The organism is Streptomyces sp. NBC_01017, assembly GCF_045162795.1.
GTDB lineage: Bacteria > Actinomycetota > Actinomycetes > Streptomycetales > Streptomycetaceae > Streptomyces > Streptomyces machairae.
This window is the reverse complement of the sequence record NZ_CP108683.1, coordinates 4,520,112-4,542,734: the sequence shown is the minus strand read 5'-3', so window position 1 is coordinate 4,542,734 and position 22,623 is coordinate 4,520,112. Positions and strand designations below refer to the sequence as shown.

At 71.3% G+C, this 22,623-nt stretch carries 20 protein-coding genes; 13 read left to right on the top strand and 7 right to left on the bottom strand.

All coding sequences use genetic code 11. The features are described 5' to 3' along the window. Position 1: 1 nt before the first annotated feature. From OG331_RS20530 to OG331_RS20515, 4 genes are all read right to left on the bottom strand, one after another. Positions 2-388 (bottom strand): hypothetical protein, encoded by a 387-nt coding sequence (locus tag OG331_RS20530; RefSeq protein WP_406198293.1) that lies wholly within the window; start codon positions 386-388, stop codon positions 2-4. Positions 389-480: 92 nt separating this feature from the next. Next, a complete protein-coding gene (locus tag OG331_RS20525) occupies positions 481-2,067 on the bottom strand; it encodes a serine/threonine protein kinase (protein WP_406198291.1) in 1,587 nt (528 codons plus the stop codon). Then, positions 2,064-2,858: an FHA domain-containing protein gene (locus OG331_RS20520; protein WP_406198288.1), complete on the bottom strand. Its 795-nt coding sequence runs from the start codon at positions 2,856-2,858 to the stop codon at positions 2,064-2,066. Before OG331_RS20520 ends, OG331_RS20525 begins: the two co-directional genes overlap by 4 nt. Before the next feature lie 143 nt (positions 2,859-3,001). Next, on the bottom strand, positions 3,002-3,718 hold the full coding sequence (locus tag OG331_RS20515; RefSeq protein WP_362385003.1) for an RDD family protein: 717 nt from the start codon (positions 3,716-3,718) through the stop codon (positions 3,002-3,004). A gap of 256 nt (positions 3,719-3,974) precedes the next feature. Between OG331_RS20515 and OG331_RS20510 the strand changes: the two genes are divergently transcribed. The 8 genes from OG331_RS20510 (at position 3,975) to OG331_RS20475 (ending at position 12,791) form a co-directional block, all read left to right on the top strand. Beyond that, positions 3,975-4,829: a bifunctional methylenetetrahydrofolate dehydrogenase/methenyltetrahydrofolate cyclohydrolase gene (locus tag OG331_RS20510; RefSeq protein ID WP_384194535.1), complete on the top strand. Its 855-nt coding sequence runs from the start codon at positions 3,975-3,977 to the stop codon at positions 4,827-4,829. After that, positions 4,819-5,313 (top strand): DUF3017 domain-containing protein, encoded by a 495-nt coding sequence (locus OG331_RS20505; protein WP_406198285.1) that lies wholly within the window; start codon positions 4,819-4,821, stop codon positions 5,311-5,313. Before OG331_RS20510 ends, OG331_RS20505 begins: the two co-directional genes overlap by 11 nt. Positions 5,314-5,538: 225 nt before the next feature. Beyond that, the gene (locus OG331_RS20500) at positions 5,539-6,057 is read left to right on the top strand and encodes a helix-turn-helix domain-containing protein (protein ID WP_406198283.1); all 519 of its coding nucleotides are present in this window, start codon (positions 5,539-5,541) and stop codon (positions 6,055-6,057) included. Between the two features lie 437 nt (positions 6,058-6,494). Then, positions 6,495-7,865 carry a DUF2690 domain-containing protein gene (locus OG331_RS20495; protein ID WP_406198281.1) on the top strand — a complete coding sequence of 457 codons (1,371 nt, stop codon included), beginning with the start codon at positions 6,495-6,497 and terminating at the stop codon, positions 7,863-7,865. A gap of 435 nt (positions 7,866-8,300) precedes the next feature. Then, a complete protein-coding gene (locus tag OG331_RS20490) occupies positions 8,301-9,290 on the top strand; it encodes a malate dehydrogenase (protein WP_406198279.1) in 990 nt (329 codons plus the stop codon). A 311-nt stretch (positions 9,291-9,601) separates the two neighbouring features. Further along, positions 9,602-11,440: a hypothetical protein gene (locus OG331_RS20485; protein WP_406198277.1), complete on the top strand. Its 1,839-nt coding sequence runs from the start codon at positions 9,602-9,604 to the stop codon at positions 11,438-11,440. A 67-nt stretch (positions 11,441-11,507) separates the two neighbouring features. Then, on the top strand, positions 11,508-11,891 hold the full coding sequence (locus OG331_RS20480; protein ID WP_406198274.1) for a hypothetical protein: 384 nt from the start codon (positions 11,508-11,510) through the stop codon (positions 11,889-11,891). Positions 11,892-12,044: 153 nt separating this feature from the next. Beyond that, the gene (locus OG331_RS20475) at positions 12,045-12,791 is read left to right on the top strand and encodes a hypothetical protein (protein WP_406198272.1); all 747 of its coding nucleotides are present in this window, start codon (positions 12,045-12,047) and stop codon (positions 12,789-12,791) included. A gap of 38 nt (positions 12,792-12,829) precedes the next feature. On the opposite strand, the gene OG331_RS20470 is transcribed toward OG331_RS20475, so the two are convergent. Both OG331_RS20470 and OG331_RS20465 read right to left on the bottom strand, forming a co-directional pair. Beyond that, on the bottom strand, positions 12,830-13,720 hold the full coding sequence (locus tag OG331_RS20470; RefSeq protein WP_406198269.1) for a GNAT family N-acetyltransferase: 891 nt from the start codon (positions 13,718-13,720) through the stop codon (positions 12,830-12,832). Then, complete coding sequence (locus OG331_RS20465) at positions 13,708-13,947, bottom strand: alpha/beta fold hydrolase (protein WP_406198266.1); 240 nt, start codon at positions 13,945-13,947, stop codon at positions 13,708-13,710. The genes OG331_RS20470 and OG331_RS20465 overlap by 13 nt, the downstream gene beginning before the upstream one ends. Before the next feature lie 381 nt (positions 13,948-14,328). Here OG331_RS20465 and OG331_RS20460 point away from each other — a divergent pair, with 381 nt between their 5' ends. Then, entirely contained in the window at positions 14,329-14,751 is a 423-nt protein-coding gene (locus OG331_RS20460) for a hypothetical protein (RefSeq protein ID WP_406198264.1), read from the top strand. A 39-nt stretch (positions 14,752-14,790) separates the two neighbouring features. Here OG331_RS20460 and OG331_RS20455 read toward each other — a convergent pair whose 3' ends face one another. Then, positions 14,791-16,074: a DUF3533 domain-containing protein gene (locus tag OG331_RS20455; protein WP_406198262.1), complete on the bottom strand. Its 1,284-nt coding sequence runs from the start codon at positions 16,072-16,074 to the stop codon at positions 14,791-14,793. Positions 16,075-16,363: 289 nt separating this feature from the next. On the opposite strand from OG331_RS20455, the gene OG331_RS20450 reads away from it, so the two are divergent. The 4 genes from OG331_RS20450 to OG331_RS20435 all read left to right on the top strand — a co-directional run bounded on the left by OG331_RS20450 (position 16,364) and on the right by OG331_RS20435 (position 22,622). Then, complete coding sequence (locus OG331_RS20450) at positions 16,364-17,890, top strand: aldehyde dehydrogenase family protein (RefSeq protein ID WP_406198260.1); 1,527 nt, start codon at positions 16,364-16,366, stop codon at positions 17,888-17,890. Between the two features lie 63 nt (positions 17,891-17,953). Then, entirely contained in the window at positions 17,954-19,483 is a 1,530-nt protein-coding gene (locus OG331_RS20445) for a GMC family oxidoreductase (RefSeq protein WP_406198257.1), read from the top strand. Next, positions 19,483-20,673 (top strand): glycine betaine/L-proline ABC transporter ATP-binding protein, encoded by a 1,191-nt coding sequence (locus OG331_RS20440; protein ID WP_406198255.1) that lies wholly within the window; start codon positions 19,483-19,485, stop codon positions 20,671-20,673. The genes OG331_RS20445 and OG331_RS20440 overlap by 1 nt, the downstream gene beginning before the upstream one ends. Continuing rightward, entirely contained in the window at positions 20,673-22,622 is a 1,950-nt protein-coding gene (locus OG331_RS20435) for an ABC transporter permease (RefSeq protein WP_406198253.1), read from the top strand. Before OG331_RS20440 ends, OG331_RS20435 begins: the two co-directional genes overlap by 1 nt. The last annotated feature ends 1 nt before the right edge of the window (position 22,623 follow it).

Below are 22,623 nucleotides of genomic sequence, written 5' to 3'. Positions count from 1 at the left end.
CTCAGCAGGTGCGCAGCCCCGGGATCGCCCCGTAGTTCACGCCGCCGGACACCTTGTTGGCGGGGAACCAGCCCCAGCCGCCGTTGCTGACGTTGGTGTCGGCCTGGGTCCACAGCCACCAGTCGTTGCGGGCGTCGCCGACCGGCGGGTTCTCCTGGCCCGGGAACTTCCTCTGGCAGACGAACCAGTTGTCGCCCGCGTTCAGGCGGCCCGCGACGTTGCCGTTGAACATCACGTCGCCGGCCTGGTAGTTGTGGCAGTAGCGGGAGTTGTTCGGCCCGCTGCCCCAGCAGCCGTTCGGTGCCGCCGAAGCCCCCGCCGGCGTCAGGGCCACGGCGCCCGTGGCGAGTACGGCAACGGCGCCCAGCGAGGCGAGCATGCGCTTCATGGTCGGTGTCCCTCCGGAATTGCCACCCCCGTTGGTGGACGGCAACACCGTGACGCCGAGCGGCCCCGAGCGGTACCTGAGAACTCTCAGGGTCACCTCTTCGCGGGCGGCGTGTACTCCTTGAGGTAGTGGGCGACGCGGGCGGCGTAGTCGCGGTACTTCGGGGGAACTCCGCCCGCGTTGTTCACCACCTTGGTCGAGGTGCGGTAGGCGGCGGCCAGCAGCACCTGGCGGTCGCCGGACAGGCCGGTCCGGTCCAGGAGCGGCTCCATGTAGCAGAGGTAGCGGCCCACGGCGGGGATGGACTGGGCCGGTGTGAGGGGAGGCTTGGGGGTCGCCGTCGCGGGCACGCCGTCCGCGCGGATCCACCAGCGCAGCAGACTCGGCGTCCAGCGGGCGATGCCGTACTCGCCCTCCTTGCCCACGGACGGGTCGGACAGGTCCGGGTCGAAGTTGCTCTCCGCCTTCAGCAGGGCGGCGATCAGCGCGGGGGTGACCTCGGGCCGGACGCAGTCGTGGGCGGAGTCGACGATGAGGCGCCGGTAGGCCACCGGGACGCCCTTGTCGGTACGGAGTTCGGAGGCGCCGTAGGCGGCGGCCGTGCCCCTCGTGGTCTCGCGCCCCGGCCCGCCGGCCCCGCTCCCGCCCCCGTCGGCGCCGGTGTCCGCCCAGTTGCTGACGCCGTAGCCGAGGGCCGCCACCGCCACCACGGCGGTCGCGGCGGTCAGCATCGTCGTACGGCGGGAGCGGCGGCGGGGGAGGAGCGCCCGCGGCAGCCGCGGCGAGCGGCCCGTGCCCGCGGCGGCGCCGACCCGCCGCTGCAGCGCCTGGGTGCCGATCCGGTCGCCGTGCGTACGGGTCAGGCAGTCCCGCACGATCTCCCGCCAGGCGTCCGGGAGTTCGGACGACAGACGCAGTTCGTCGGTGCCGCGCGCGTAGGCGGCGGCAGCGTCGCGGCGGGTCGACGGGGTGGCGCCGGGCAGCGGGAAGGCGCCGGTGAGGACCAGGTGGGCGAGGACGCCGAACGCCCAGACATCGGCCGACGGGCGGATGCGCCGGCCGCGCTCGCCGATCTCCGACCAGAGCAGCTCCGGCGGCGTGTAGTCGGGTGTGGAGAAGGCGGGTGTGTACGCGTGCGTGCCCTCCAGCTCCGCCGCCATGTTGAAGTCGGCGAGCCGGGCCGAACCGTCCCTCATCAGCAGCACGTTGGCCGGCTTCAGGTCCCCGTGCACCCAGCCCGCGTGATGCAGTTGCGCCAGCCCCTCGCAGATCTGCGCGAGCAGGACGGGACCGGCGGCGGGGCGCGGCTGAGCCGCGAGCAGCGCGGACAGGGAGCCCTCCGCCTTCTCCAGTACGAGGACCGTGGCACCGTCGAGGGCGGGACGGGCCGGGTCGTCGACGGTGAGGGTGTCGTACATCCGGATCAGCCGCGGCTGCTTCAGCCGGCGGTGCAACTCGACCTCGCGCTCGATGAGTTCGCGCAGGTGGGTGAGCTGGCGGGGAGTGCCGGTGCCGGTGGGCAGGAACTTCAGGGCGACCGTCTTCGGCAGGTCCTCGTCGTCTCCGACGCGCCTGCCCTCGTAGACGCTCCCGAAAGCCCCCGTGGCGATCGGCTCCCGCACCTCCCACGCGCCCACCCGGTACCCCTTCGGCACCGGCACGGCGTACGGCTCGGTCACCGGGCCACCCGGCCGGACGCCGACGCCGACGCCGACGAAGCCGAGAGCGACGCAGCCGGCGGTGAGGACGCGCGCAGGACGACGAGATCGTCCTCGCGCACCAGGTCGAACCGGAGCGCCAGCGAGACCAGCGACTCCTTCTTTCCGTTGAGCCGCGGCCCCGTGTCGGCTGTCTCCGGGCCGGGCTTGAGCCGCAGCTTCACCGCGAGGTAGTCGATGTTCCACTGGACCGACGTACGGGACGCGGCGGGCCAGTTGGGGCGCAGCCGGTCCACGACCTGGTCGACGGTGGGCAGCGGGGCGTGCGGTTCGCCACGCAGCCGGGGCTCGCACAGGGCGGCCAGGACCGCGAAGTAGCGCTTGGTGCGGTCGACCGAGAAGGCGGGTGCGGTGGTCGCGCCGTCCAGGCCGCCCTCGGAACTGAGGTAGTCGTGGCGCGGCGCCCACACCTCGATCGGCAGCAGATCACCGGCCGCCGGCAGCACGATCCGCGAGAACTCGAAGGGGATCGGCGCGTCGAGCCGCCCCGGCCCCACCTTGATGTGCTCGCCCGCGCCCTCCGGGTTCTCCACGACGTACGTCTGTTCCCGGCTGAGGTTGCTCAGTATCCAGAAGGCGCCCTGCGCGGTGATCTCACCGGCTCTGCGGGACACGCCGTCGTGCGCGATCGTGAGGTCGTTGTCGGAGGCGGAACGGCCGAAGCCGAGCCGCTCGCCGGGCGCCAGCCGGAGCTGGGTGCGGCCGGTCTCGTCCTCCGTGGTCGGCGGAGGTACCACGATGATGCTGTACAAGGTGCGTCTCCCCGTGCCTGACGGCTACCCACGTCAGAGTAGGGCGACGCAGCGAGGCCGCGCCCCCCTCGTACGAGTGAGACACGGCCATCGGCTGTGTTTGGCGTGAACTGAGTCCCGCCCCAACGGGACCCTCGGTGAGGTCAGTTCTGTACGACCATCGTGCTCGCGGCCTTGTCGTGCCAGCCCTGCTGGCGGCCCGACTTGTCCCAGAACGGGGACAGGTAGACGAGGAGCTGGCCGATGCCGCAGGCCAGGCTGCCGACGATCGGGATGATCCAGCGGATGAACGAGGAGCCCAGGCCGGGCTTCTGGCCGGTGTCGGCCTTCACGACCCGCAGGCCGACGGCCATCTTGCCGAGGGTGGCACCCACCAGGCCGACCATCAGCCACTCGTACAGCAGACCGATCACCGCGAAGACACCGAACACGGCGCCGACGGAGGCCACGATGTCGCTGCTGGCGTCGTTCACACAGGTGCTGTAGTCGACGGCGGAGGGGTCGCAGTCATTGGCCGCGTTGAAGGAGCCCGCGACACCGACGGCGGCGAGGATGATGTAGATGACGGTGAACGCGACACCGTCGATCAGCCGGGCACCGAAGCGGCGGCCCATGGACGCCACGCGGGGAGGGAAGCCCGGACCGCCGCCGGGGTAACCCGGCTGCTGCGGATAGCCGTAGCCGCCCTGCGGGGGCACGCCCTGCGGCGACTGCGGGTAGCCGTAACCGGCCCCGCCCTGCGGGTAGGGAGGCTGTCCCGGCTGGGGGTAACCGGGCTGCTGACCTTGCTGCGGGTACCCGTAGCCCTGATTGGGGTCCTGCGGCTGACCGTAAGGCGGGTTGGGCGAGCCGAAACTCATGGCCGGATTCCTCCGTTGCGAATGCGGGGACGATGCGGCATTGCGCGGAGGAACTTCACGATTTGAGCGGTTTTGCCCCCCGAACATGTTCCGCGAAACTGCGCCGTTCATCGTTCTAGCTAACGTGCGATTTTGTCCAGTCTGAGGCGGAACCTGTTGTGCAGATGCAATCTTCGGGATCTTGCAAGGGCGATGTGCGTCACGGGTCAGGCGTCCGATTGGAACCGGGAGGGCGTCATCCGGGAGGATGGGTGTCATGACCGCCCAGATTCTCGATGGCAAGGCCACCGCAGCCGCGATCAAGTCCGATCTGACCGCCCGCGTGGCGGCGCTGAAGGAGAAGGGCATCACGCCCGGCCTCGGCACGATCCTGGTCGGGGAGGACCCCGGCAGCCAGAAGTACGTCGCCGGCAAGCACCGCGACTGCGCCCAGGTCGGCATCGCCTCCATCCAGCGCGAGCTGCCCGCCACGGCCACGCAGGAGGAGATCGAGGCGGTCGTCCGCGAGCTGAACGAGGACCCGGCCTGCACCGGCTACATCGTCCAGCTGCCGCTGCCCAAGGGCATCGACGAGAACCGGATCCTGGAGCTCATGGACCCGGACAAGGACGCCGACGGCCTCCACCCGATGAACCTGGGCCGGCTGGTCCTCAACGAGCCCGCTCCGCTGCCCTGCACCCCCAACGGCGTCCTCACCCTCCTTCGCCGCTACGGCGTCGAGATCAAGGGCGCCGAGGTCGTGGTCGTCGGCCGCGGCGTGACCATCGGCCGCCCGATGCCGCTGCTGCTGACCCGGCGCAGTGAGAACGCGACGGTGACCCAGTGCCACACCGGCACGCGGGACCTGTCCGCACACCTGAAGCGCGCGGACGTCATCATCGCCGCCGCGGGCTCCGCGCACCTGATCCGCCCCGAGGACGTGAAGCCCGGCGCCGCCGTCCTCGACGTCGGGGTCTCGCGCAGCGCCGAGGGCAAGATCGTGGGCGACGTCCACCCCGGCGTCGCCGAGGTGGCCGGCTGGATCTCCCCCAACCCCGGTGGCGTGGGCCCGATGACGCGGGCGCAGCTGCTGGTCAACGTGGTCGAGGCGGCGGAGCGCAGTGTCGGCTGAGGGCGGCGTCGGCAAGACGCAGGACACCGAGGACGTCGAGGAGCTCGAGGTCCGGGATCCGGTGAGCGCACCGGACGCGGAGGGCACGCCCCGGCGTACCACCCGCCGCTTCCCGCTGTTCACCAGGGACACGGCACGCCCCGAGGGCGGCGGCCGCGCCGCTGCCGGTGACGCCCCGGCGCCCGCCCGGCAGTGGCCGGTCCTGCTGGTGCTGGGCCTGGTCGCGGTGGGTCTGTTGATCACCGCGCTCGACGTGTTCCGGGTCGGCACCCTGGTGATCGGCAGCGCCCTGCTGGCCGGCGCGGTGCTGCGGTGGCTCCTGCCGAGCGTCGGCATGCTCGCCGTGCGCTCCCGCTTCACGGACATAGTGACGTACGGCGTGCTGGGCCTCGTGATCGTGCTCCTGGCGTTGATGGCGCAGCCGGAGCCGTGGCTGAGGATCCCGTTCCTGAAGGACGCCCTGCATTTCACGGTGGACAGCTGAGGCCTCCCGGCCCCGCAGGCCACACGGCGCGACGGCGGCCCGTCCTCTCCCCCGAGGAAGGACGGGCCGCCGTCTGCGTCAACCCTCGGGCACGGCGAAGGGGCCGTTCAACGCCTGTCAGTGCGCTGTGGCACGGAAGTGACCGTTCCGCTACGTCGCGGCACATCGGGAACCAATGCGCCGCCCGGTGTCGTCACCCGATCGGATCTGGTTCGGAGGTGAGCGATGGGTGCGTGGCAGCCGCTGCCCGACGATCTGCCGCCGGAGGTGCGGCACTTCGTGGAGCAGTTGCGGCAGCTCAAGGACCGCACGGGCCTGAGCCTGGTCGCGCTGGGCGCGCGCACCGCGTACAGCAAGTCCTCCTGGCAGCGCTACCTCAACGCCACCCAGCCCCCGCCCCGGCAGGCGGTCATCGCGCTGTGCCGGGTGGCGGGGACCGGCAGGGACGAGGCGGAGCGCTTCGGGGTGCGGTGGGAACTGGCCGTGCAGGCATGGCCGAAGCCCGCGGTGATGCCGACGAAGGCGGAGCACGGGGCGGACGGGGTGCACAGGCCGCGTGAGGCGGACGGGATGCCCAGGGAGTACGAGGAGCGCGAGGAGTACGAGGACGACCCCACCCTGCCGTGGTGGGACGCGCCGCCCAAGGAACCGGAGCCGTCGTCGAGTCGGCTGCTGGTGGCCGCCGTCGTGCTCGCCGTGGTTCTGGTGCTGACGGCGCTGATCGGGGCCCTTGCGCTGGGGTGAGCCCGGTGAGGCTGTGGCGTCGGACTTGCCCGAATACAGCGCATGTGACGTACGTGATCGTTTATGTGCTTTCTGTGTGTCGATGTGTTGACAAGTTCGGCAATTACGAGGAAGTCGCTCAACAGGCGGGCTAGCGTGGTCGACCGGGACGCCCGGGGTCGTCCCACGTGTTGGCAAGGGCTTACTACCAGGGTTGCGTCGGCCGGGGAGGGGCGCCGGTGGAACACTGGACGCCATTCGATGGGCGTGCAACGGTGCATGCCCACGGTCCCAATGCTCCCGTGCGCCCCCACCCCGGGAACTGAGATCCTTACTGGGCGCATCCCTGTGGGTAGCCACATCGGGGACTCGGCAGAGGGCACCACGCGCGGGGGAACGCGAGAAACACCAGCACGAACCGGGGGGAAGAGGGGGAAGCAATGCCTCGTTGGAGGGCTTTGCCGGATGAACTCGATCCGCAGGTCAGGGAGTTCGCGAGCCAGCTGCGCCGGCTTGTGGACCGCAGCGGTCTGAGCATCGCGGCGTTGGCCGACCGCACGGGATACAGCAAGACGTCCTGGGAGCGGTATCTGAACGGGCGGCTGCTCGCGCCCAAGGGCGCGATCGTGGCGCTTGCCGAGGTCACGGGTACGAATCCGGTCCACGTGACGACGATGTGGGAACTCGCCGAACGGGCCTGGAGCCGTTCGGAGATGCGCCACGACATGACCATGGAGGCCATCCGGATCTCCCAGGCCCGCGCGGCGCTCAGCGAGTTCGGGGCACCCCCGGCGAACGCCAAGGGGGGCGCGAAGGCGGGCCGGACGGCGCGCAAGAGCGGCAGCGCGACGGCGACGCCCGGCATCGCGGGTCCGGCGGGCGTGGCGCCGACGGTACCGCCGGTGCCTGCGCAGCCGACGGCACCGGAGGTCCGGGACTCGGCGGTCCGGGATTCCGCGGTCCGGGATTCTGTGGTGCGCGATACGCCGGTGCGGGATTCCTCCGTCCGGGACGCGGTCCGGGATTCCCAGGTACGCGATTCCTCGGTACGGGACTCGCCGGTCCGGGACTCCGGCGGAGGTGACGTCCGCGAGGACGGGTCCGCGTCCGGGGGCAACTCGTGGGGACTGCAGGGGTATCGAGGTCCGGCGCCCGTGAGCAGCCGTACGTCGGGGGCGGTGCCGTCGGGAGTGTCCGGGGCGTCTGCGACGTCCGGGGCATCCGGCGCCTCCGAGGCGTCCGGCGCCGCGTCGATGTGGGCGCAGGGCGCGTCCCAGCCGTACGGCGAGCCCCCGCAGGGGCCCCGCCCCGGAGGCGGGTCCGCCGGGGGCGGTGGTGGCAAGCGCCGGCTGACGATGTTCCTCGCGGGGGTCGTCGGTGTGCTGGTCGTGATCGCCGCGGTGTTCTTCCTCACCGACGCCGGCCGTGGCCAGAAGGGCGACGAGGCCACCAACTCGCCCTCGCCGTCCGCGACGACCGACCCCGACCTGCCTCCCGGCGTGAAGTGCAGCGGTGACTCCTGCACCGGCAAGGATGCGGAGAGCATGGGGTGCAGCGGCGACCTCGTGACGACCGCCAAGACGGCGACCGTCGGCGCGGCCGTGGTCGAGGTGCGCTACAGCGAGGCGTGCGGCGCCGCGTGGGGCCGTATCACGCAGGCCGCCCAGGGGGACGAGGTGGTGGTGACGGTCGGCAAGACGAAGCAGAACGGCACGATCACCGTCGTCGGCGACACGATCGCGTACACCCCGATGGTGTCCGTGAAGGACGCGGGCGAGGCCACGGCCTGCGCGACGCTGGCCGCCGGGCAGGAGGGCTGCACGCAGTAGCGGGGCACCTGAAAGGGCAACGGAGCGGCATCTCGACGCCGGTCAGGCAATCGCAGCCTGGCCGGCGTCGGGCGTTCGGACGGGGCCGGGGGATCGGGGCGACCGGGGCGGAAGGACCGACCCGAAACAATTTCGAGTCGGACAGGAATGGCCGTCGGCAAAGTGGGCACGCGCACCGTACCCCCACGGGAGTCCGGCAACCGGTACCCCCACCCGGCGGCCGCACGGTCCACCCTCTCCCGGACTGGGCGGCCGCCGCTTTTTGCCCCAGTGGTGGCTTTCTGTGGGCCGGGCCACACGGACCCGGCCGTGCGGGATCCCGGAGGCGCGATAGCCTGACCGGTGGATCTCTCGACGCCAAGAGATCGATCATCTCTACGTCCCGCACCCCGGGGCAGGGATGCCCTCACCGCCAGCTGTCATACGGAGAACGCCATGACCCGCACTCCCGTGAACGTCACCGTCACCGGCGCGGCCGGCCAGATCGGTTACGCCCTGCTCTTCCGCATCGCCTCCGGCCAGCTGCTCGGCGCGGACGTGCCGGTCAGGCTGCGCCTCCTTGAGATCACCCCCGCGCTCAAGGCCGCCGAGGGCACCGCCATGGAGCTCGACGACTGCGCGTTCCCGCTCCTCCAGGGCATCGACATCTCGGACGACCCGAACGTCGCCTTCGACGGCGCCAACGTCGCGCTGCTCGTGGGCGCCCGCCCGCGCACCAAGGGCATGGAGCGCGGTGACCTCCTGGAGGCCAACGGCGGCATCTTCAAGCCCCAGGGCCAGGCCATCAACGGCCACGCCGCGGACGACATCAAGGTCCTGGTCGTCGGCAACCCGGCCAACACCAACGCGCTCATCGCGCAGGCCGCCGCCCCGGACGTACCGGCCGAGCGGTTCACCGCGATGACCCGCCTCGACCACAACCGCGCGCTGACCCAGCTCGCGAAGAAGACGGGCTCGACGGTCGCCGACATCAAGCGCCTGACGATCTGGGGCAACCACTCCGCGACCCAGTACCCGGACATCTTCCACGCCACGGTCGCCGGCAAGAACGCCGCCGAGGTCGTCAACGACGAGAAGTGGCTGGCCGACGACTTCATCCCGACCGTCGCCAAGCGCGGTGCGGCGATCATCGAGGCCCGTGGCGCCTCCTCCGCGGCCTCCGCCGCCAACGCCGCCATCGACCACGTCCACACCTGGGTCAACGGCACCGCCGACGGTGACTGGGTCTCCATGGGCATCCCGTCCGACGGCTCGTACGGCGTCCCGGAGGGCCTGATCTCCTCCTTCCCGGTCACCACCAAGGACGGCAAGTACGAGATCGTCCAGGGCCTGGACATCAACGAGTTCTCGCGCGCCCGCATCGACGCCTCCGTCAAGGAGCTCGAGGAGGAGCGCGAGGCGGTCCGCTCCCTCGGCCTCATCTGACAGGCGCGAGCCGACACTCACACCGATCCCCGGGCGGCACGGCTGCCCGGGGATCGGTGCGTCCGCTCCTTGTTCTTCGCAGCAGCAGAAGAAGCAGATGAAGCAGCAGCATCGTCGTCGAACGCCCGTGCAGGCGCTGCGCAGGAAACGTGAGCGGAAGGAGGGAGACCGCGGCTTCGGGTGACCCGTGTCACACCTGTGTCCTATGCTGGTCGATCCAGACGCGGCCAACTCCTGTGCGGGATGGGGGAGTTGGCTGCGCCATGACAGGGCAACCTGCCATGACTGGTTCCTGAATCGGGGGACGATCCATGACTCAGCCGCAGCTCCCGCCCCAGCGGGGGCAAGAGCCGAGATCCGGGCCACGCCGTCCGGTCGACCCGGCGCGGAGTGAGGCGTGCCGGCTGCTCTGTGCGGGGACGTATCTGCACGTCGGCTACCGGGACGCGGTGATCGACGAACTGTACGTGCACCGCGAGCGGTTCGCCGCGCCCTCCTACGGCTACGACGCGGCCCGCGTCCTCGCCCACGCCCTGCGTTCCCGCCGCCAGGAAGTGGCGTGGTCGGCAGGGATGATCGCCCTGTGGGTGGTCGTGGCGGCGCTCACCAAGTTCCACATCACCGTGGTGATCTGGCCGATCCTGTTGATCGCGCTGGGCCGCCGGCTGGGCGGCAGCCGTGACATCGACGGGAAGTTCCCGCAGTTCGCCATGTTCCGGCGGCTCCTCGCCTTCGTACTGCGCTGGTACGGGCGTCTCACCCTGCTCTTCGTCTACGTCACCCTGTTCCGGCTGCTCATCGCCGGTCCGGACGAGTACGCGTCCGACTCCTACGGTGGTTCGGGTGACAGCTTCCTCGACTCGTCGGACGGCGCCGATTTCGGCACCCCCTTCGACCCGTTGAACGCGGCCCTCGCGGAACCCAACCGCTTCACCGCCGCGTGCCTGCTAGCGCTGCCGCTGCTGCTGGCCCTGCTCAGCGTGGGACAGCGGGGCCAGTTCGCGCGCACGATCGCGGGCGAGCTGTCCAAGCAGCGTTTCCCGAACGCCGCCGACGACCCGGCCGAGTCGGCATCCGCACCTAGGTTCGGCGAACTGAGCCGGCGTATCCGCCAGGAGCAGCACGCGCCGCTCATCCTCTACGCGAAGGCCGAGCCGTTCCGCGGCGCGGGACTGCCCTTCGAACCGTGGTCCCTGTCGATCGAACTGCGCCCCCGCACGGCCGGCGACGGGGACTCCCCCCTCGACGCGCTCAGGAAGACCGACGCCGCGCCCGCGGAGCCGCTCGACAACGCCACGGTGCTGGAGAAGATCAAGCCGCTGGTGGAGCAGTTGCGGGAGCCCTCGGCGCGCACCTCCCCGCAGGCCGCCGACGCCGTGCTGGACCGGCTGCGCGAACTCGTCGTGGACGAGTGCGTGTTCCTGCCCGCGGAAGGGCTGCCGGGGCGGATGGCCTTCCCGTACACCAAGGACACGTATCTGATGCACCGCACGGACGCGGTGGAGGAAGGCGGCGAGCAGCGGCGGCACTTCCTTCGGGTGCGCGTCGGCGGGTGGGACGAGGAGATCGTCGTCACTGTCTTCGTCCGAGTCCACACCCAGGGCGGCATGCTGATGCTCGAGGTCGCCCCGCACGTACTGCCGCCGGTCAACGCGCTGTTCGCCACCGCTGACAGGAAGGCGCACGAGCATCTGCACCGCGGCGGTTTCGGCCGCTACCTCTTTGCGTTGCTGCGCATCCCGGCCGCGACCGGCGACGCCTTGCGGGTCCTCGCCCGTGCCGTCGCCCAGACGTGGCGGCAGCTCACCGACGTCCACGCGGACACGCTGCCGGACGGGCCCGGTGCCTCCGTGCGGGAACTGGGCGCGGACGACCGGGCGACCCTCTTCCAGGAGATGGACGTCGCCCGCTATCTCAAGTCCATCCAGGACCGGATCGCGAGCGGGGTGGGCGAGGCGCTGTGGAACGCCGGGTACGAGGTCGCCGAGTTCGAGCAGAAGGTCACCAACGTGTTCAACAACAGCGGGACCTTCGTCGGCGGCAACGTGCAGGGCAACGGGATCGCGATCGGCAAGGACAGCAAGGCCAACTCGCCGGCCGGCAAGCCGCCCCCGGCCTCGTCGGCCGGTGCCGGTGGCGCGTCGAAATAGCGCGTCGCAATAGCGCGTAGTGCGTCGCATCAGCGTGTCGAACAGCAGCAGACAACGGAGGGACCACATGAACCAGCCGCCAGCGGCCGACGGACCCGGCTCCGGTACGTACGTCGGGGGATCCGTCACCGGCAACGGCATCGCCGTCGGTGCCGGTGCCAGTGCCGCGTACACCTCGATGTCGGCGCCGGCCGACGAGTCGCATCAGGCCTTGCTGAAGGCCGTCCGCGATCTCAGCGAGGACCTGAAGAGGTACCCCGCCACCTCCGAGACGGAGGAGCTCTCCGCGAGCCTGGACGAGGCCGAACGACAGGTGACCACCACCGGCCGCGCCCAGCCCGGCGTCCTGGACCGGCTCCGCACCGCCCTGGAGGCGGCGAGCGGAGTCCTCGGCGCGATCACGTCCGCGACCGCCCTCGGCACGGCCGTGGCCGGCCTCATCGGGGGCTGAGCTATGCGCGGCGGGGGCGCCGGCGAGGTCCGGTGGAACAAGGACACACAGTCGTGGGAGCCGGTGGGCGCAGGCGGTCCTTCCGCCCCGCCTCCGCCGCCCGAGAGGCCGCCGACGGCCGGGGCGCCGGGGGAATGGCCCGCCGGGGAACAGGTGGGCGGGCCGTTACCGCCCGCCCCGGGCCCCGACTGGCCGCAGCCGCCCGCCGCACCGCCCGAGGCCCCGCGTGGCCGCCGGAACAGGGCCATCGCCGGCGCGGTCGGCGCGGCGGTCGCGGTCACCGCGCTCGCGACCTGGCTCGCGGTCGACCAGGCAGGGGACGACGACAAGGCGGGCGGCGCCGCGTCGAGTACGGCCACCACGTCCCGGGACGGCCAGGCCGAACCGCCCTCGGATGCCTCGTCCGACCCGGTTCCCACCTCCGAGGACCCGTTCACCGCGGCCTCCGAGTCGCCCGAGGTACCCGACGGGTTCCGGGCGGTCGAGGATCCGGCGGGCTTCTCCACCGTCGTCCCCGAGGACTGGACCCGCAGCGAGCAGAAGGGCGGAGCCGTCGTCTTCTACACCTCGCCCGACGAGCTCGGCCTGCTGCAGATCTTCGAGGTCGTCGAACTGGGCTACACCCCCGACGACGCCCTCGACATCGCCGTGGACAGCCTCTCCGGGCAGCCCGGCTTCACCCAGGTCAGCCGGGGAGCCGTCCCGGGCGAGACGTATGCGAGCGAACTCGTCTACGAGTACGACAGCAAGGACCTCGGCGAGCGGGTCAAGGCCGTCGACCGGGTCTTCCAGACCGACGACGGGCGCCTGTACGCCATGGTCGTGCGCGGCACGACGGAGGACTGGCCCGGGACGCAGGAGACGCTGGAGACGGTCAGGGCGGCGTTCACGCCGAGCTGAAGCCTTCAGGGTCGGTCGGCGAGCGGGGCAGCGGGCGGTCAGGGGGAGGGCAGCCGCTTCTCGAACCAGTGGCTGGCATAGACGTTGTCGTCATACGCCGGGATGTCCGTGTATCCGCAGGCCCGGTACATCGCCTGCGCCTCGGTGAGCGCGGCGTGCGTGTCCAGGCGTACGGCGGTCAGGTGCCGTGCGGAGGCCTCCTGTTCGAGGGCGGCGAGGAGACGGCGGGCGAGGCCCATGCGGCGGGCGTCGGGGTGCACCCAGACATGGCGGATCTCGCCGACGCCGGGTTCGAGGCGCCGTAGCGCTCCACAGCCCACGGGGCGGCGTTCCTCGTAGGCGACGAAGAACGCGCCGGCGTCGCCGGACACCTCCTCGGGCCGTACGAGGTCGTCCTTGTCGAACCCCTCGGGGAACCGCTCGTCGAGGTCGGCCGCGTAGGCGTCCAGACAGGACCGGGCGTCCGGTGCGGCGCCGTCGACGAGGGCGACGGTGATGCCCGCGAGGCGCAGCAGCCGTTGAGCGGTGGCCATCGCCCCGGTCAGTTCGGCGCGCTGCGGTGCGCTCAGGCCGGCCAGCAGCCCGGCCGCGGCCACGCCCGCGCGCCGGTCCTGCTCCGTCACCTCCACCCGCCCCGCCGGGGTCAGCTCGATCATGCGCGACCGGTTGTCCTGCGGGTGCGCGCTCAGGCTGACCATGCCCTGGGCTTCCAGCGCCTTGGCCATCCGGCTCAGATACCCGGCGTCCAGACCGAGCCGGCTCCTGAGCTCCCGCAGGGACGTGCCGTCCCCGATCTCGAACAGCAGCCGGGCCTCGCCGAGGGGGCGGTCCTGGCCGAGGTAGTGGTCGTCCAGTACGCCGATGCGGCGCGTGAAGTAACGGTTGAAGCGGCGGAAGGCCGTCACATGGTCCGTCGTCACTGGCTCCATATTTCTTTGACTTTAGTCAAAGGTGCCGTCTGCGTCCATCCCTCGGCCGATGGTCGGTGCGCCTGCCACCAGCGGGTGATGACCTCGGCGTAAGCGTCCGCCGCTTCTTCCCAGACGAAATGGCCGGCATCGATGATGTCGAGCCTGCTGTCGGGCAGGCGCTCGTCGAGGTATTCCGCGTTCTCCACCGGGACCACGTTGTCGTCGCGGCCGATGACGACCTGCACCGGTGCCTCGACCGGTCGCCGAACCGCTGCCCCGTGTACGAGGCCAGGTGGTCCTCGCGTACGACGTCCGGGAGCTCGTAGCCGTGGATGTTGCCGGTCGCGGCCGCCACTGCCGTCCTGGGCGGCATGGTGCGGAAGGGGGCGAGGTAGCGCCGCAGCGGTGCCGATGTCCGGGCCCACGACATGCGGCGTCGCCAGCGGAGTGTCCGAACCCGGGCAGGTCCACCGTCACCAGTCGGGCCTGACCGGCCAACCGTGACCACGTCACTTCGTAGCTGTTCAGGCTCTCCGGCCAGGGAACCTGCCGGTGCGCGGCACTGGGCGGAGGTGCATCCTGAGAAGTGGGTCCTTCAGTGGTCTTCTCGAACGAAGGAGCAGGTCATGCCATCCCTCCATTTTCACGTGAACTCCTCGATGAGCCCATCCGAGGTGATGGGGGTGCTGACCAATTTCAGCCCCACCCGCGTCGAGGAGTGGCCCTCCATCGACGCCGAGCACTTCCAGGTCCACGAGCGGGGCGACACCTGGGCCGAGGTCACCGAGGGAAATGAAAAATCGTGGGAGCGTGCTCGCTACGAATGGGACCCGTCGACGAATCACGTCACCGTCACGACCCGCGACTCGAAGCCCTTCGGCTCGGGTGGATGGGAGTTCCAGATGACTCCCACGGATGACGGCACGCGTATCGACGTCGACCTCGAACGGCATCCCACCTCGTTCAAGGCGAAGATGATGTCTCCGATCATTCCCTTCGCCGGGTCGGTGTTCCGCAAGTCCTTCAAGGAGCCCCTGCACACCATGTAGCCACTTGGGCGAAGGCAGCGGCTGCGGCACGCACGCCACTCAGGCTTCCTGGAGGACCAGGCGGTGCAGCCCCTTGCGGTCGTAGTAGCGGGTCATGGCGAAGCCGAAGAGCAGAGCGACGGCGAGGCCGATGGCGATCATGGTCCAGCCGCGGGCCAGGCCGGCGTCGGCGCGGGCGTCGAAGTAGAGGATGGCGCGCACGCCGTCGGTCACCTGGCGGAACGGTTCGAACAGGGCGAGGAAGCGGTAGAAGTCGGGGACCGCCTGGAGGGGAACCGTCGCTCCCGAGGACGGGAGGGCCAGGGCGATGAACACGAACATGGACACCACCTGGCCGATTCCGCCGAAGGCCGCGTTGATGGCCTGCACACCCAGGCCCGCGGCCACGCTGGCGCAGAACGAGAAGATCCACAGCAGCGGCAGATGCGACGCGTCCATGCCCAGGATCGCGACCGTGGCGACCATCGTCAGGCTGGTGGTGAGCACGGCAATGCCGCCAGACATGATCATTTTCAGCAACAGGGTCTGCGTGCGGCTGATCGGGACCGTCGGCCGTCGCGAGTGCCAGGGTCCGATCTCGTTGTCGGTGTAGCCCAGGCCCGCGTCGACGCCGTTGTTGATGATGTTGCCGCCCACGAACGCGGTGAGCACCAGGAGCAGCGTGTAGTAGAAGGCGGTCAGGCCCAGGCCGCTGTGGCGGCCGATCGGGTGGCCCACCCGGGTGGTGACGGTGACCGGGTCGGCCAGGAGAGCGCGGAGCGTCGCGTCGGAACCGCCGGCCTCGGCCCGGTCCGTCAGCTGACGGCCGATCTTCAGGGAGCTCTGGTGAGCGGCGCGCTGGGAGATCTGGTTGGCCAGGGACGAACCGAGGCTTCCCAGGCCGGGGTTGGTGAGAATGGTGAGGGCCGGCCGTGCCGTGGCACGGGAGGTCGTCAGAGCCGCCACCGACTTGGTGAAGTCGGCCGGGACGACGAGGGCGCCGTAGATCTTGCCCGCCGCCAACTGCTCCTGCATCTGGGCCCGGTTCAGTCTGCGCCACTGCACCGCCTTCGACGGAGTCGCCGCGATGACCTCCCGGCTCAGCTGTGCCCCCACGGGCTGCCGCTGTCCCGGCAGCGGCGGGCCCTCGTCCGCGTCGACCAGGGCGATCGGCAGATCACGCAGGCTGTCGTTCGGATTGACGATGCCGCCCATGTAGAGCAGCGACAGGAACAGTGCCACCAGCGCGGACAGGACGGTCGGCACGAGCCAGAGCTTTCCGTGCCGCGCGACGACGACCGCGCGCGCGTGCGGCTGGTGCTGCCCGGACCCCGCTGATGTCATGGCACTCCGTCCGGCTCCGATCCGACATCGTGCCGGCCTCGCCGTGATGTCGACGGTCGGACCGCGACGATAGCTCCGCCGCTGCCGGCCTCCCGCCACGACACGCTGCGCCGAGCGGGGGAGGAATCCGCTGACTTTTGTCGCTTTTGTTCGCATCTTCCGTGACGCAGCGCACTTTCGACCGCGGATCGCGCATGCATTCGGAGGCCGGGGGCAGGCGCACTCGGTCCCGTGAGTGACACGTGTGTGACACAGGGGCTCTGAACAGGAACGGAAGGCAACACCGATCATGGCGGACAGTACGGAACTCCAGGCGCGCGGCACCCTCCACATCGGAGGAGAGTGGCGGGCGGCCGTCTCCGGCGCGACACGCGAGATCCTCGACCCCGCGGATGCCACGCCGTTCGCCGTGGTCGCCGAGGGCGACGAGAAGGACACCGATCTGGCGGTGGCGGCAGCCCACCGTGCCTTCGACGGCGGCCAGGGGGAGTGGCCACGCACGCCCGTCGCCGAGCGCGCCGCCCTGCTGCGCCGCGTCGCCGACCTGCTGACGCGCGACCGCGAGCAGCTCGGCCTGCTGGAGAGCCGCGACGCCGGCAAGACCGTCGAAGAGGGCCGGGTCGACATCGACTGCGTCGCCGACGCCTTCCGCTACTTCGCCGACCTCGTCGCCGCCGAGGCCCCGGGCCGGGTCGTCGACGCGGGCTCGCCCGACCTCCACAGCGTCGTCGTCCATGAGCCGGTCGGTGTCTGTGCGCTGATCACCCCCTGGAACTACCCCCTCCTCCAGGCGAGTTGGAAGATCGCGCCGGCCCTCGCCGCCGGGAACACCTTCGTCGTCAAGCCCAGCGAGATCACCCCGCTGACCACCATCGCCCTGATCGAGCTGCTCGTCGAGGCGGGGCTGCCCGCCGGGGTCGCCAACATCGTGACCGGGCCCGGCCACACCGTCGGCGCGCGGCTCGCCGAGCACCCCGACGTCGACCTCGTCTCCTTCACCGGTGGCCTGGTCAGCGGCACGAAGGTGGCCCAGGCCGCGGCGCCCTCCGTCAAGAAGGTCGCCCTCGAACTCGGCGGCAAGAACCCCAACGTCGTCTTCGCCGACGCCTGCGCCGGCGACGACGCCTTCGACACCGCCGTCGATCAGGCCCTCAACGCCGCCTTCATCCACAGCGGCCAGGTCTGCTCGGCCGGCGGCCGGCTCATCATCGAGGAGTCCGTCAGGGACCGCTTCGTCGCCGAACTCTCCCGCAGGGCAGGCCGGATCCGGCTCGGCCGCGGCACCGCCGACGGCGTCGAGTGCGGACCGCTCGTCTCCGAGCAGCAGCGCGCCAAGGTCGAGGCGTACGTCGACTCGGCGCTCAAGGAGGGCGCGGTGCTGCGCTCCGGCGGCAGGCGGCCCGAACCGTCCCCGGAGCGCCCGGTGAACGGCTACTTCTACGAGCCGACCGTCCTCGACCACTGCCACCGCGAGATGCGCGTCGTGCGCGAGGAGGTCTTCGGCCCGGTCCTCACCGTCGAGACCTTCCGCACGGAGGACGAGGCGATCGCCCTCGCCAACGACACCGAGTACGGCCTCGCCGGCGCCGTCTGGACCGCCGACGCGGGCCGCGCCCGCCGGGTCGCCGGCCGGCTGCGGCACGGCACCGTCTGGATCAACGACTTCCACCCCTACCTCCCGCAGGCGGAGTGGGGCGGCTTCGGCAAGAGCGGGGTCGGCCGCGAACTCGGCCCCGCCGGACTCGCCGAGTACCGCGAGAGCAAGCACGTCTACCAGAACCTCGCGCCGAAGCCGGTCCGCTGGTTCGCCGGCTGACCGGTCCGGTCCCGCTCCCCTCAACCCCGTAAGACCTCGCACGCCCCTGGAGCCACCCCCACCATGTCCCAGAGCACCCATGTCTACGACTACGTCGTGATCGGCGGCGGCACGGCCGGCTCGGTCATCGCCTCCCGCCTCACCGAGGACCCCGACGTCACGGTCGCCGTGATCGAGGGCGGACCCAGCGACGTCGGCCGCGACGACGTCCTCACGCTGCGCCGCTGGATGGGCCTGCTCGGCGGCGAGCTGGACTACGACTACCCGACCACCGAGCAGCCACGCGGCAACTCGCACATCCGGCACAGCCGGGCCCGCGTCCTCGGCGGGTGTTCCAGCCACAACACCCTCATAGCCTTCAAGCCGCTGCCGTCCGACTGGGACGAGTGGGAGGAGGCCGGCGCCACGGGCTGGGGCGCGGTGCCGATGGAGGCGTACTACGCCCGGCTGAAGAACAACGTCGTCCCGGTCGACGAGAAGGACCGCAACGCCATCGCCCGCGACTTCGTCGACGCCGCACAGGGCGCACTCGGCGTCCCGCGCGTCGAGGGCTTCAACAAGCAGCCCTTCACCGAGGGCGTCGGCTTCTTCGACCTCGCCTACCACCCCGAGAACAACAAGCGCTCGTCCGCGTCGGTGGCGTATCTGCACCCGGTGATGGACGAGCGCGAGAACCTGACGATCCTGCTGGAGACCTGGGCGTACAAGCTGGAGCTCGACGGCACCCGCGCCGAGGGCGTCCACGTGCGCACCAAGGACGGCGAGGAACTCCTCGTCCGCGCCCGGCGCGAGGTCGTCCTGTGCGCCGGCGCCGTCGACTCGCCGCGGCTGCTGATGCACTCCGGCATCGGTCCCAAGGAAGACCTCACCGAGCTGGGCATCCCGGTGGTCCACGACCTGCCGGGCGTCGGCGAGAACCTGCTCGACCACCCCGAGTCGGTGATCGTCTGGGAGACCGACGGTCCGATCCCGGACAACTCCGCGATGGACTCCGACGCGGGCCTGTTCGTCCGCCGCGACCCCGAACACCAGGGCCCGGACCTGATGTTCCACTTCTACCAGATCCCGTTCACGGACAACCCGGAGCGACTGGGCTACGAGCGGCCGGAGTTCGGGGTGTCCATGACCCCGAACATCCCCAAGCCCAAGAGCCGCGGCCGGCTCTACCTCACCAGCGCCGACCCGTCCGTGAAGCCGGCGCTCGACTTCCGCTACTTCACCGACGAGGACGACTACGACGGCCGCACCCTCGTGGACGGCATCCGCATCGCCCGCGAGATCGCCAGGACCGAACCACTGGCGAACTGGCTCAAGCGCGAGGTGTGCCCCGGCCCGGACGTCACCGGCGACGAGGAGCTGAGCGAGTACGCCCGCAAGGTCGCGCACACCGTGTACCACCCGGCCGGTACCTGCCGTATGGGCGCCGCCGACGACGAACTGGCCGTGGTGGACCCGCAGTTGCGGATCCGCGGCCTGGACGGAATTCGTATCGCCGACGCCTCCGTCTTCCCGACGATGACCGCCGTGAACCCGATGATCGGGGTGCTCATGGTCGGGGAGAAGGCCGTCGACCTGATGGGAAGTGAGGCGTGATGAGTACTGCGACGCCCGAGAACGTGACGAGTACGACGACTGCGACGACTGCGACGACTGCGACGACGCCCGAGGACACGCCGGTCTTCTCGGTCGAGGGCCTGTGGAAGGTCTTCGGCTCGAAGGCGCACCGCGTCCCCGCCGACCCGGAGCTGGCCTCGCTCGCGCCCGCCGAGCTGCGCGCGCGCACCGGCTGCACGGCGGCGGTGCGGGACGTGTCCTTCGATGTGCGCAAGGGTGAGGTCTTCGTCGTCATGGGCCTGTCCGGCTCCGGCAAGTCCACGCTGGTGCGCTGTCTGACCCGGCTCATCGAGCCGACGGCGGGCTCCATAGCCATCGACGGCGAGGACGTCCGCGCCATGGACAAGACCCGGCTGCGCGAACTGCGCCGCCACCGCGCCGCGATGGTCTTCCAGCACTTCGGACTGCTCCCGCACCGCACGGTCCTGGACAACGTGGCGTACGGCCTGGAGATCCAGGGCGTCGGCAAGGCGGAGCGCCGGGAGCGGGCCGCCGAGGTGGTCGCCAAGGTCGGCCTGGAGGGCATGGAGCACCGCAGGCCGGGCCAGCTGTCCGGCGGCCAGCGCCAGCGCGTCGGCCTCGCGCGAGCGTTGGCGGTGGACCCGGAGGTGCTGCTCTTCGACGAGCCGTTCAGCGCGCTCGACCCGCTGATCCGGCGGGACATGCAGGAGGAGGTCGTGCGCCTGCACCGCGAGGAGGGCCGCACGATGGTCTTCATCACGCATGACCTCAGCGAGGCCCTGAAGCTCGGCGACCGTATCGCCCTGATGCGCGACGGCGCCGTCGTCCAGCTGGGCACGCCCGAGGAGATCGTGGGCTCCCCGGCCGACGACTACGTCCGCGAGTTCGTCCGGGACGTCCCGCGCGAGCAGGTCATGACCGTGCGGTCGGCCATGCGGGCCGCGTCGGCGGACGAGACCGGCAGCGGCCCCGCGATCGCGCCGGACGCGACGGTGTCCGAGGCGATCGAGGCCGTGGCGCGCACCGGTTCCCCGGCCCGGGTCATGGAAGGCGGACGGTGCCTGGGAGTCGTCGACCACGAGCGGCTCCTCGGCGTCGTGGCGGGGACGCAGCAGGGCGCCGCGGCGGGGTCGGCGCACAGTGCCGCCGCAGCGGGTGCGGAGAACAGGTCCGCAGCGGGCGCGGAGAAGAGTAAGGAGGTGGCTTGATGGCCACCGTCACCGCCGCCGCCCCTCGGGCCACCGCGCCCGGCGTCCTCAAGCACCCGGTCGTCCGCAAGCTCCTGCTGCTGGTCCTCGCCGCCGCCATCCTCGTGCCGCTGGCGAACGCCCGCTGGGCGAGCGGCACCTGGCCCTCCGCGCTGACCGTCGACTTCTCCGACCAGCTCACCAAGGCCAGCGTCTGGATCATCGACAACCGGGACAGCCACCCGCTGTTCGTCTACTTCTTCGGGCACCTCAGCAACGCGGTCGTGATCTGCGTACGCGCCGTCTACCTGGTGCTGCTCGCCGCCGGCTGGGCCGGTGTCACGGCAGCCGCGTCCCTGATCGCCTGGCGCGTCGCGGGCTGGAGGCTGGCCGCCGGTACCGGTGCCGCGATCCTGGCCTGCGGGTTCCTCGGCATGTGGATCCCGACCATGCAGACGCTCGCGCTGATGGTCGTGGCGGTCCTCGCCTCGGTCGTCGTGGGCATGCTGCTGGGCCTCGCCGCAGGACTGTCCGACCGTATGGACCGGGCCCTGCGTCCCGTCCTGGACACCATGCAGGTGCTCCCGGCGTACGCCTACCTGCTCCCCGTCGTCCTGGTCTTCGGCATGGGCGTCCCCGCGGCCGTCCTGGCCACCGTCGTCTACGCCGCCCCGCCGATGGCCCGCCTCACCGCCCTCGGACTGCGCGGCGCCGACAAGGAGGTGCTGGAGGCCGTCGAGTCGCTCGGCGCCACCGCACGGCAGCGCCTGCTGACCGCCCGCCTCCCGCTGGCCCGCAAGGAGCTCCTGCTCGGCCTCAACCAGACGATCATGATGGCGCTGTCGATGGCGGTCATCGCCTCGGTCATCGGCGCCGGCGGCCTCGGTGACCGCGTCTACCAGGCGCTGGGTTCGGTCGACGTCGGCGCCGCGCTCGCGGCCGGCATCCCGATCGTGCTCCTCGCCGTCGTACTGGACCGGGTGACCTGCGCGGCCGGGGAGAGCCTCGGCGACGAGCCCCGGCCGAACGGCCGGGCGCGCTGGCTGTACGCCCTGGTCGCCGCCGTAGCCGTAGCCGTCGCCGGACGCCTCCTGGGGCGCCTCGACTGGCCCGACGCCTGGACCCTGAACATCGCCGAGCCGGTCAACCGCGCCGTCGACTGGATGACCGCGCACCTCTACTCCGGTGTCCCCGTCATCGGCGGCACCGCCGACTGGGCGGCCCACTTCACCACCTGGGTCCTCGACCCCGTGCGCGACGGCCTGCAGTGGCTGCCCTGGTGGTCGGTTCTGCTCATCGTCGCCACCCTCGCCTGGCTGATCGGCACCTGGCGCACCGCGCTGACCGCCGTGCTCGCCATGGCCGCGATCGGCGTACTGGGCGTGTGGGGCCCGTCGCTGGACACCCTCTCCCAGGTCCTCGCGGCCGTCGCCGTCACGCTGGTCCTGGGCTTCGCGACCGGCATCGCGGCGGCCCGCAGCGACCGCGTCGAACGCCTGCTGCGGCCCGTCCTGGACGTCTTCCAGACGATGCCGCAGTTCGTGTACCTGATCCCGGTGGTGGCGCTGTTCGGCGTCGGCCGCGCACCCGCGGTCGCCGCAGCCGTCGTCTACGCCCTGCCCGCCGTGGTCCGCATCACCACCCAGGGCCTGCGCCAGGTCGACCCGGCCGCCCTGGAGTCCGCCCGCTCACTCGGCGCGACCCCCGCCCAGCAACTGCGGCAGATCCAGCTCCCGCTCGCCCGGCCGGCGTTGCTGCTCGCCGTCAACCAGGGCGTGGTCCTGGTCCTCGCCGTCGTCATCATCGGCGGCCTGGTCGGCGGTGGCGCGCTCGGCTACGAGGTCGTCGCCGGCCTCGCGCAGGGCGACCTCGCGACCGGTCTGGTGGCCGGCGCCGCGATCGTCTGCCTGGGACTGATGCTGGACCGCGTGACCCAGCCGACGGAACGCCGCGCGAAGAAGGGAGCGTGAC

Coding starts and splice junctions, on each gene's coding strand:
- OG331_RS20530 (WP_406198293.1), bottom strand. CDS start 388: ATGAAGCGCATGCTCGCCTCGCTGGGCGCCGTTGCCGTACTCGCCACG.
- OG331_RS20515 (WP_362385003.1), bottom strand. CDS start 3,718: ATGAGTTTCGGCTCGCCCAACCCGCCTTACGGTCAGCCGCAGGACCCC.
- OG331_RS20510 (WP_384194535.1), top strand. CDS start 3,975: ATGACCGCCCAGATTCTCGATGGCAAGGCCACCGCAGCCGCGATCAAG.
- OG331_RS20500 (WP_406198283.1), top strand. CDS start 5,539: ATGGGTGCGTGGCAGCCGCTGCCCGACGATCTGCCGCCGGAGGTGCGG.
- OG331_RS20490 (WP_406198279.1), top strand. CDS start 8,301: ATGACCCGCACTCCCGTGAACGTCACCGTCACCGGCGCGGCCGGCCAG.
- OG331_RS20485 (WP_406198277.1), top strand. CDS start 9,602: ATGACTCAGCCGCAGCTCCCGCCCCAGCGGGGGCAAGAGCCGAGATCC.
- OG331_RS20480 (WP_406198274.1), top strand. CDS start 11,508: ATGAACCAGCCGCCAGCGGCCGACGGACCCGGCTCCGGTACGTACGTC.
- OG331_RS20470 (WP_406198269.1), bottom strand. CDS start 13,720: ATGGAGCCAGTGACGACGGACCATGTGACGGCCTTCCGCCGCTTCAAC.
- OG331_RS20460 (WP_406198264.1), top strand. CDS start 14,329: ATGCCATCCCTCCATTTTCACGTGAACTCCTCGATGAGCCCATCCGAG.
- OG331_RS20455 (WP_406198262.1), bottom strand. CDS start 16,074: ATGACATCAGCGGGGTCCGGGCAGCACCAGCCGCACGCGCGCGCGGTC.
- OG331_RS20450 (WP_406198260.1), top strand. CDS start 16,364: ATGGCGGACAGTACGGAACTCCAGGCGCGCGGCACCCTCCACATCGGA.
- OG331_RS20445 (WP_406198257.1), top strand. CDS start 17,954: ATGTCCCAGAGCACCCATGTCTACGACTACGTCGTGATCGGCGGCGGC.
- OG331_RS20440 (WP_406198255.1), top strand. CDS start 19,483: ATGAGTACTGCGACGCCCGAGAACGTGACGAGTACGACGACTGCGACG.
- OG331_RS20435 (WP_406198253.1), top strand. CDS start 20,673: ATGGCCACCGTCACCGCCGCCGCCCCTCGGGCCACCGCGCCCGGCGTC.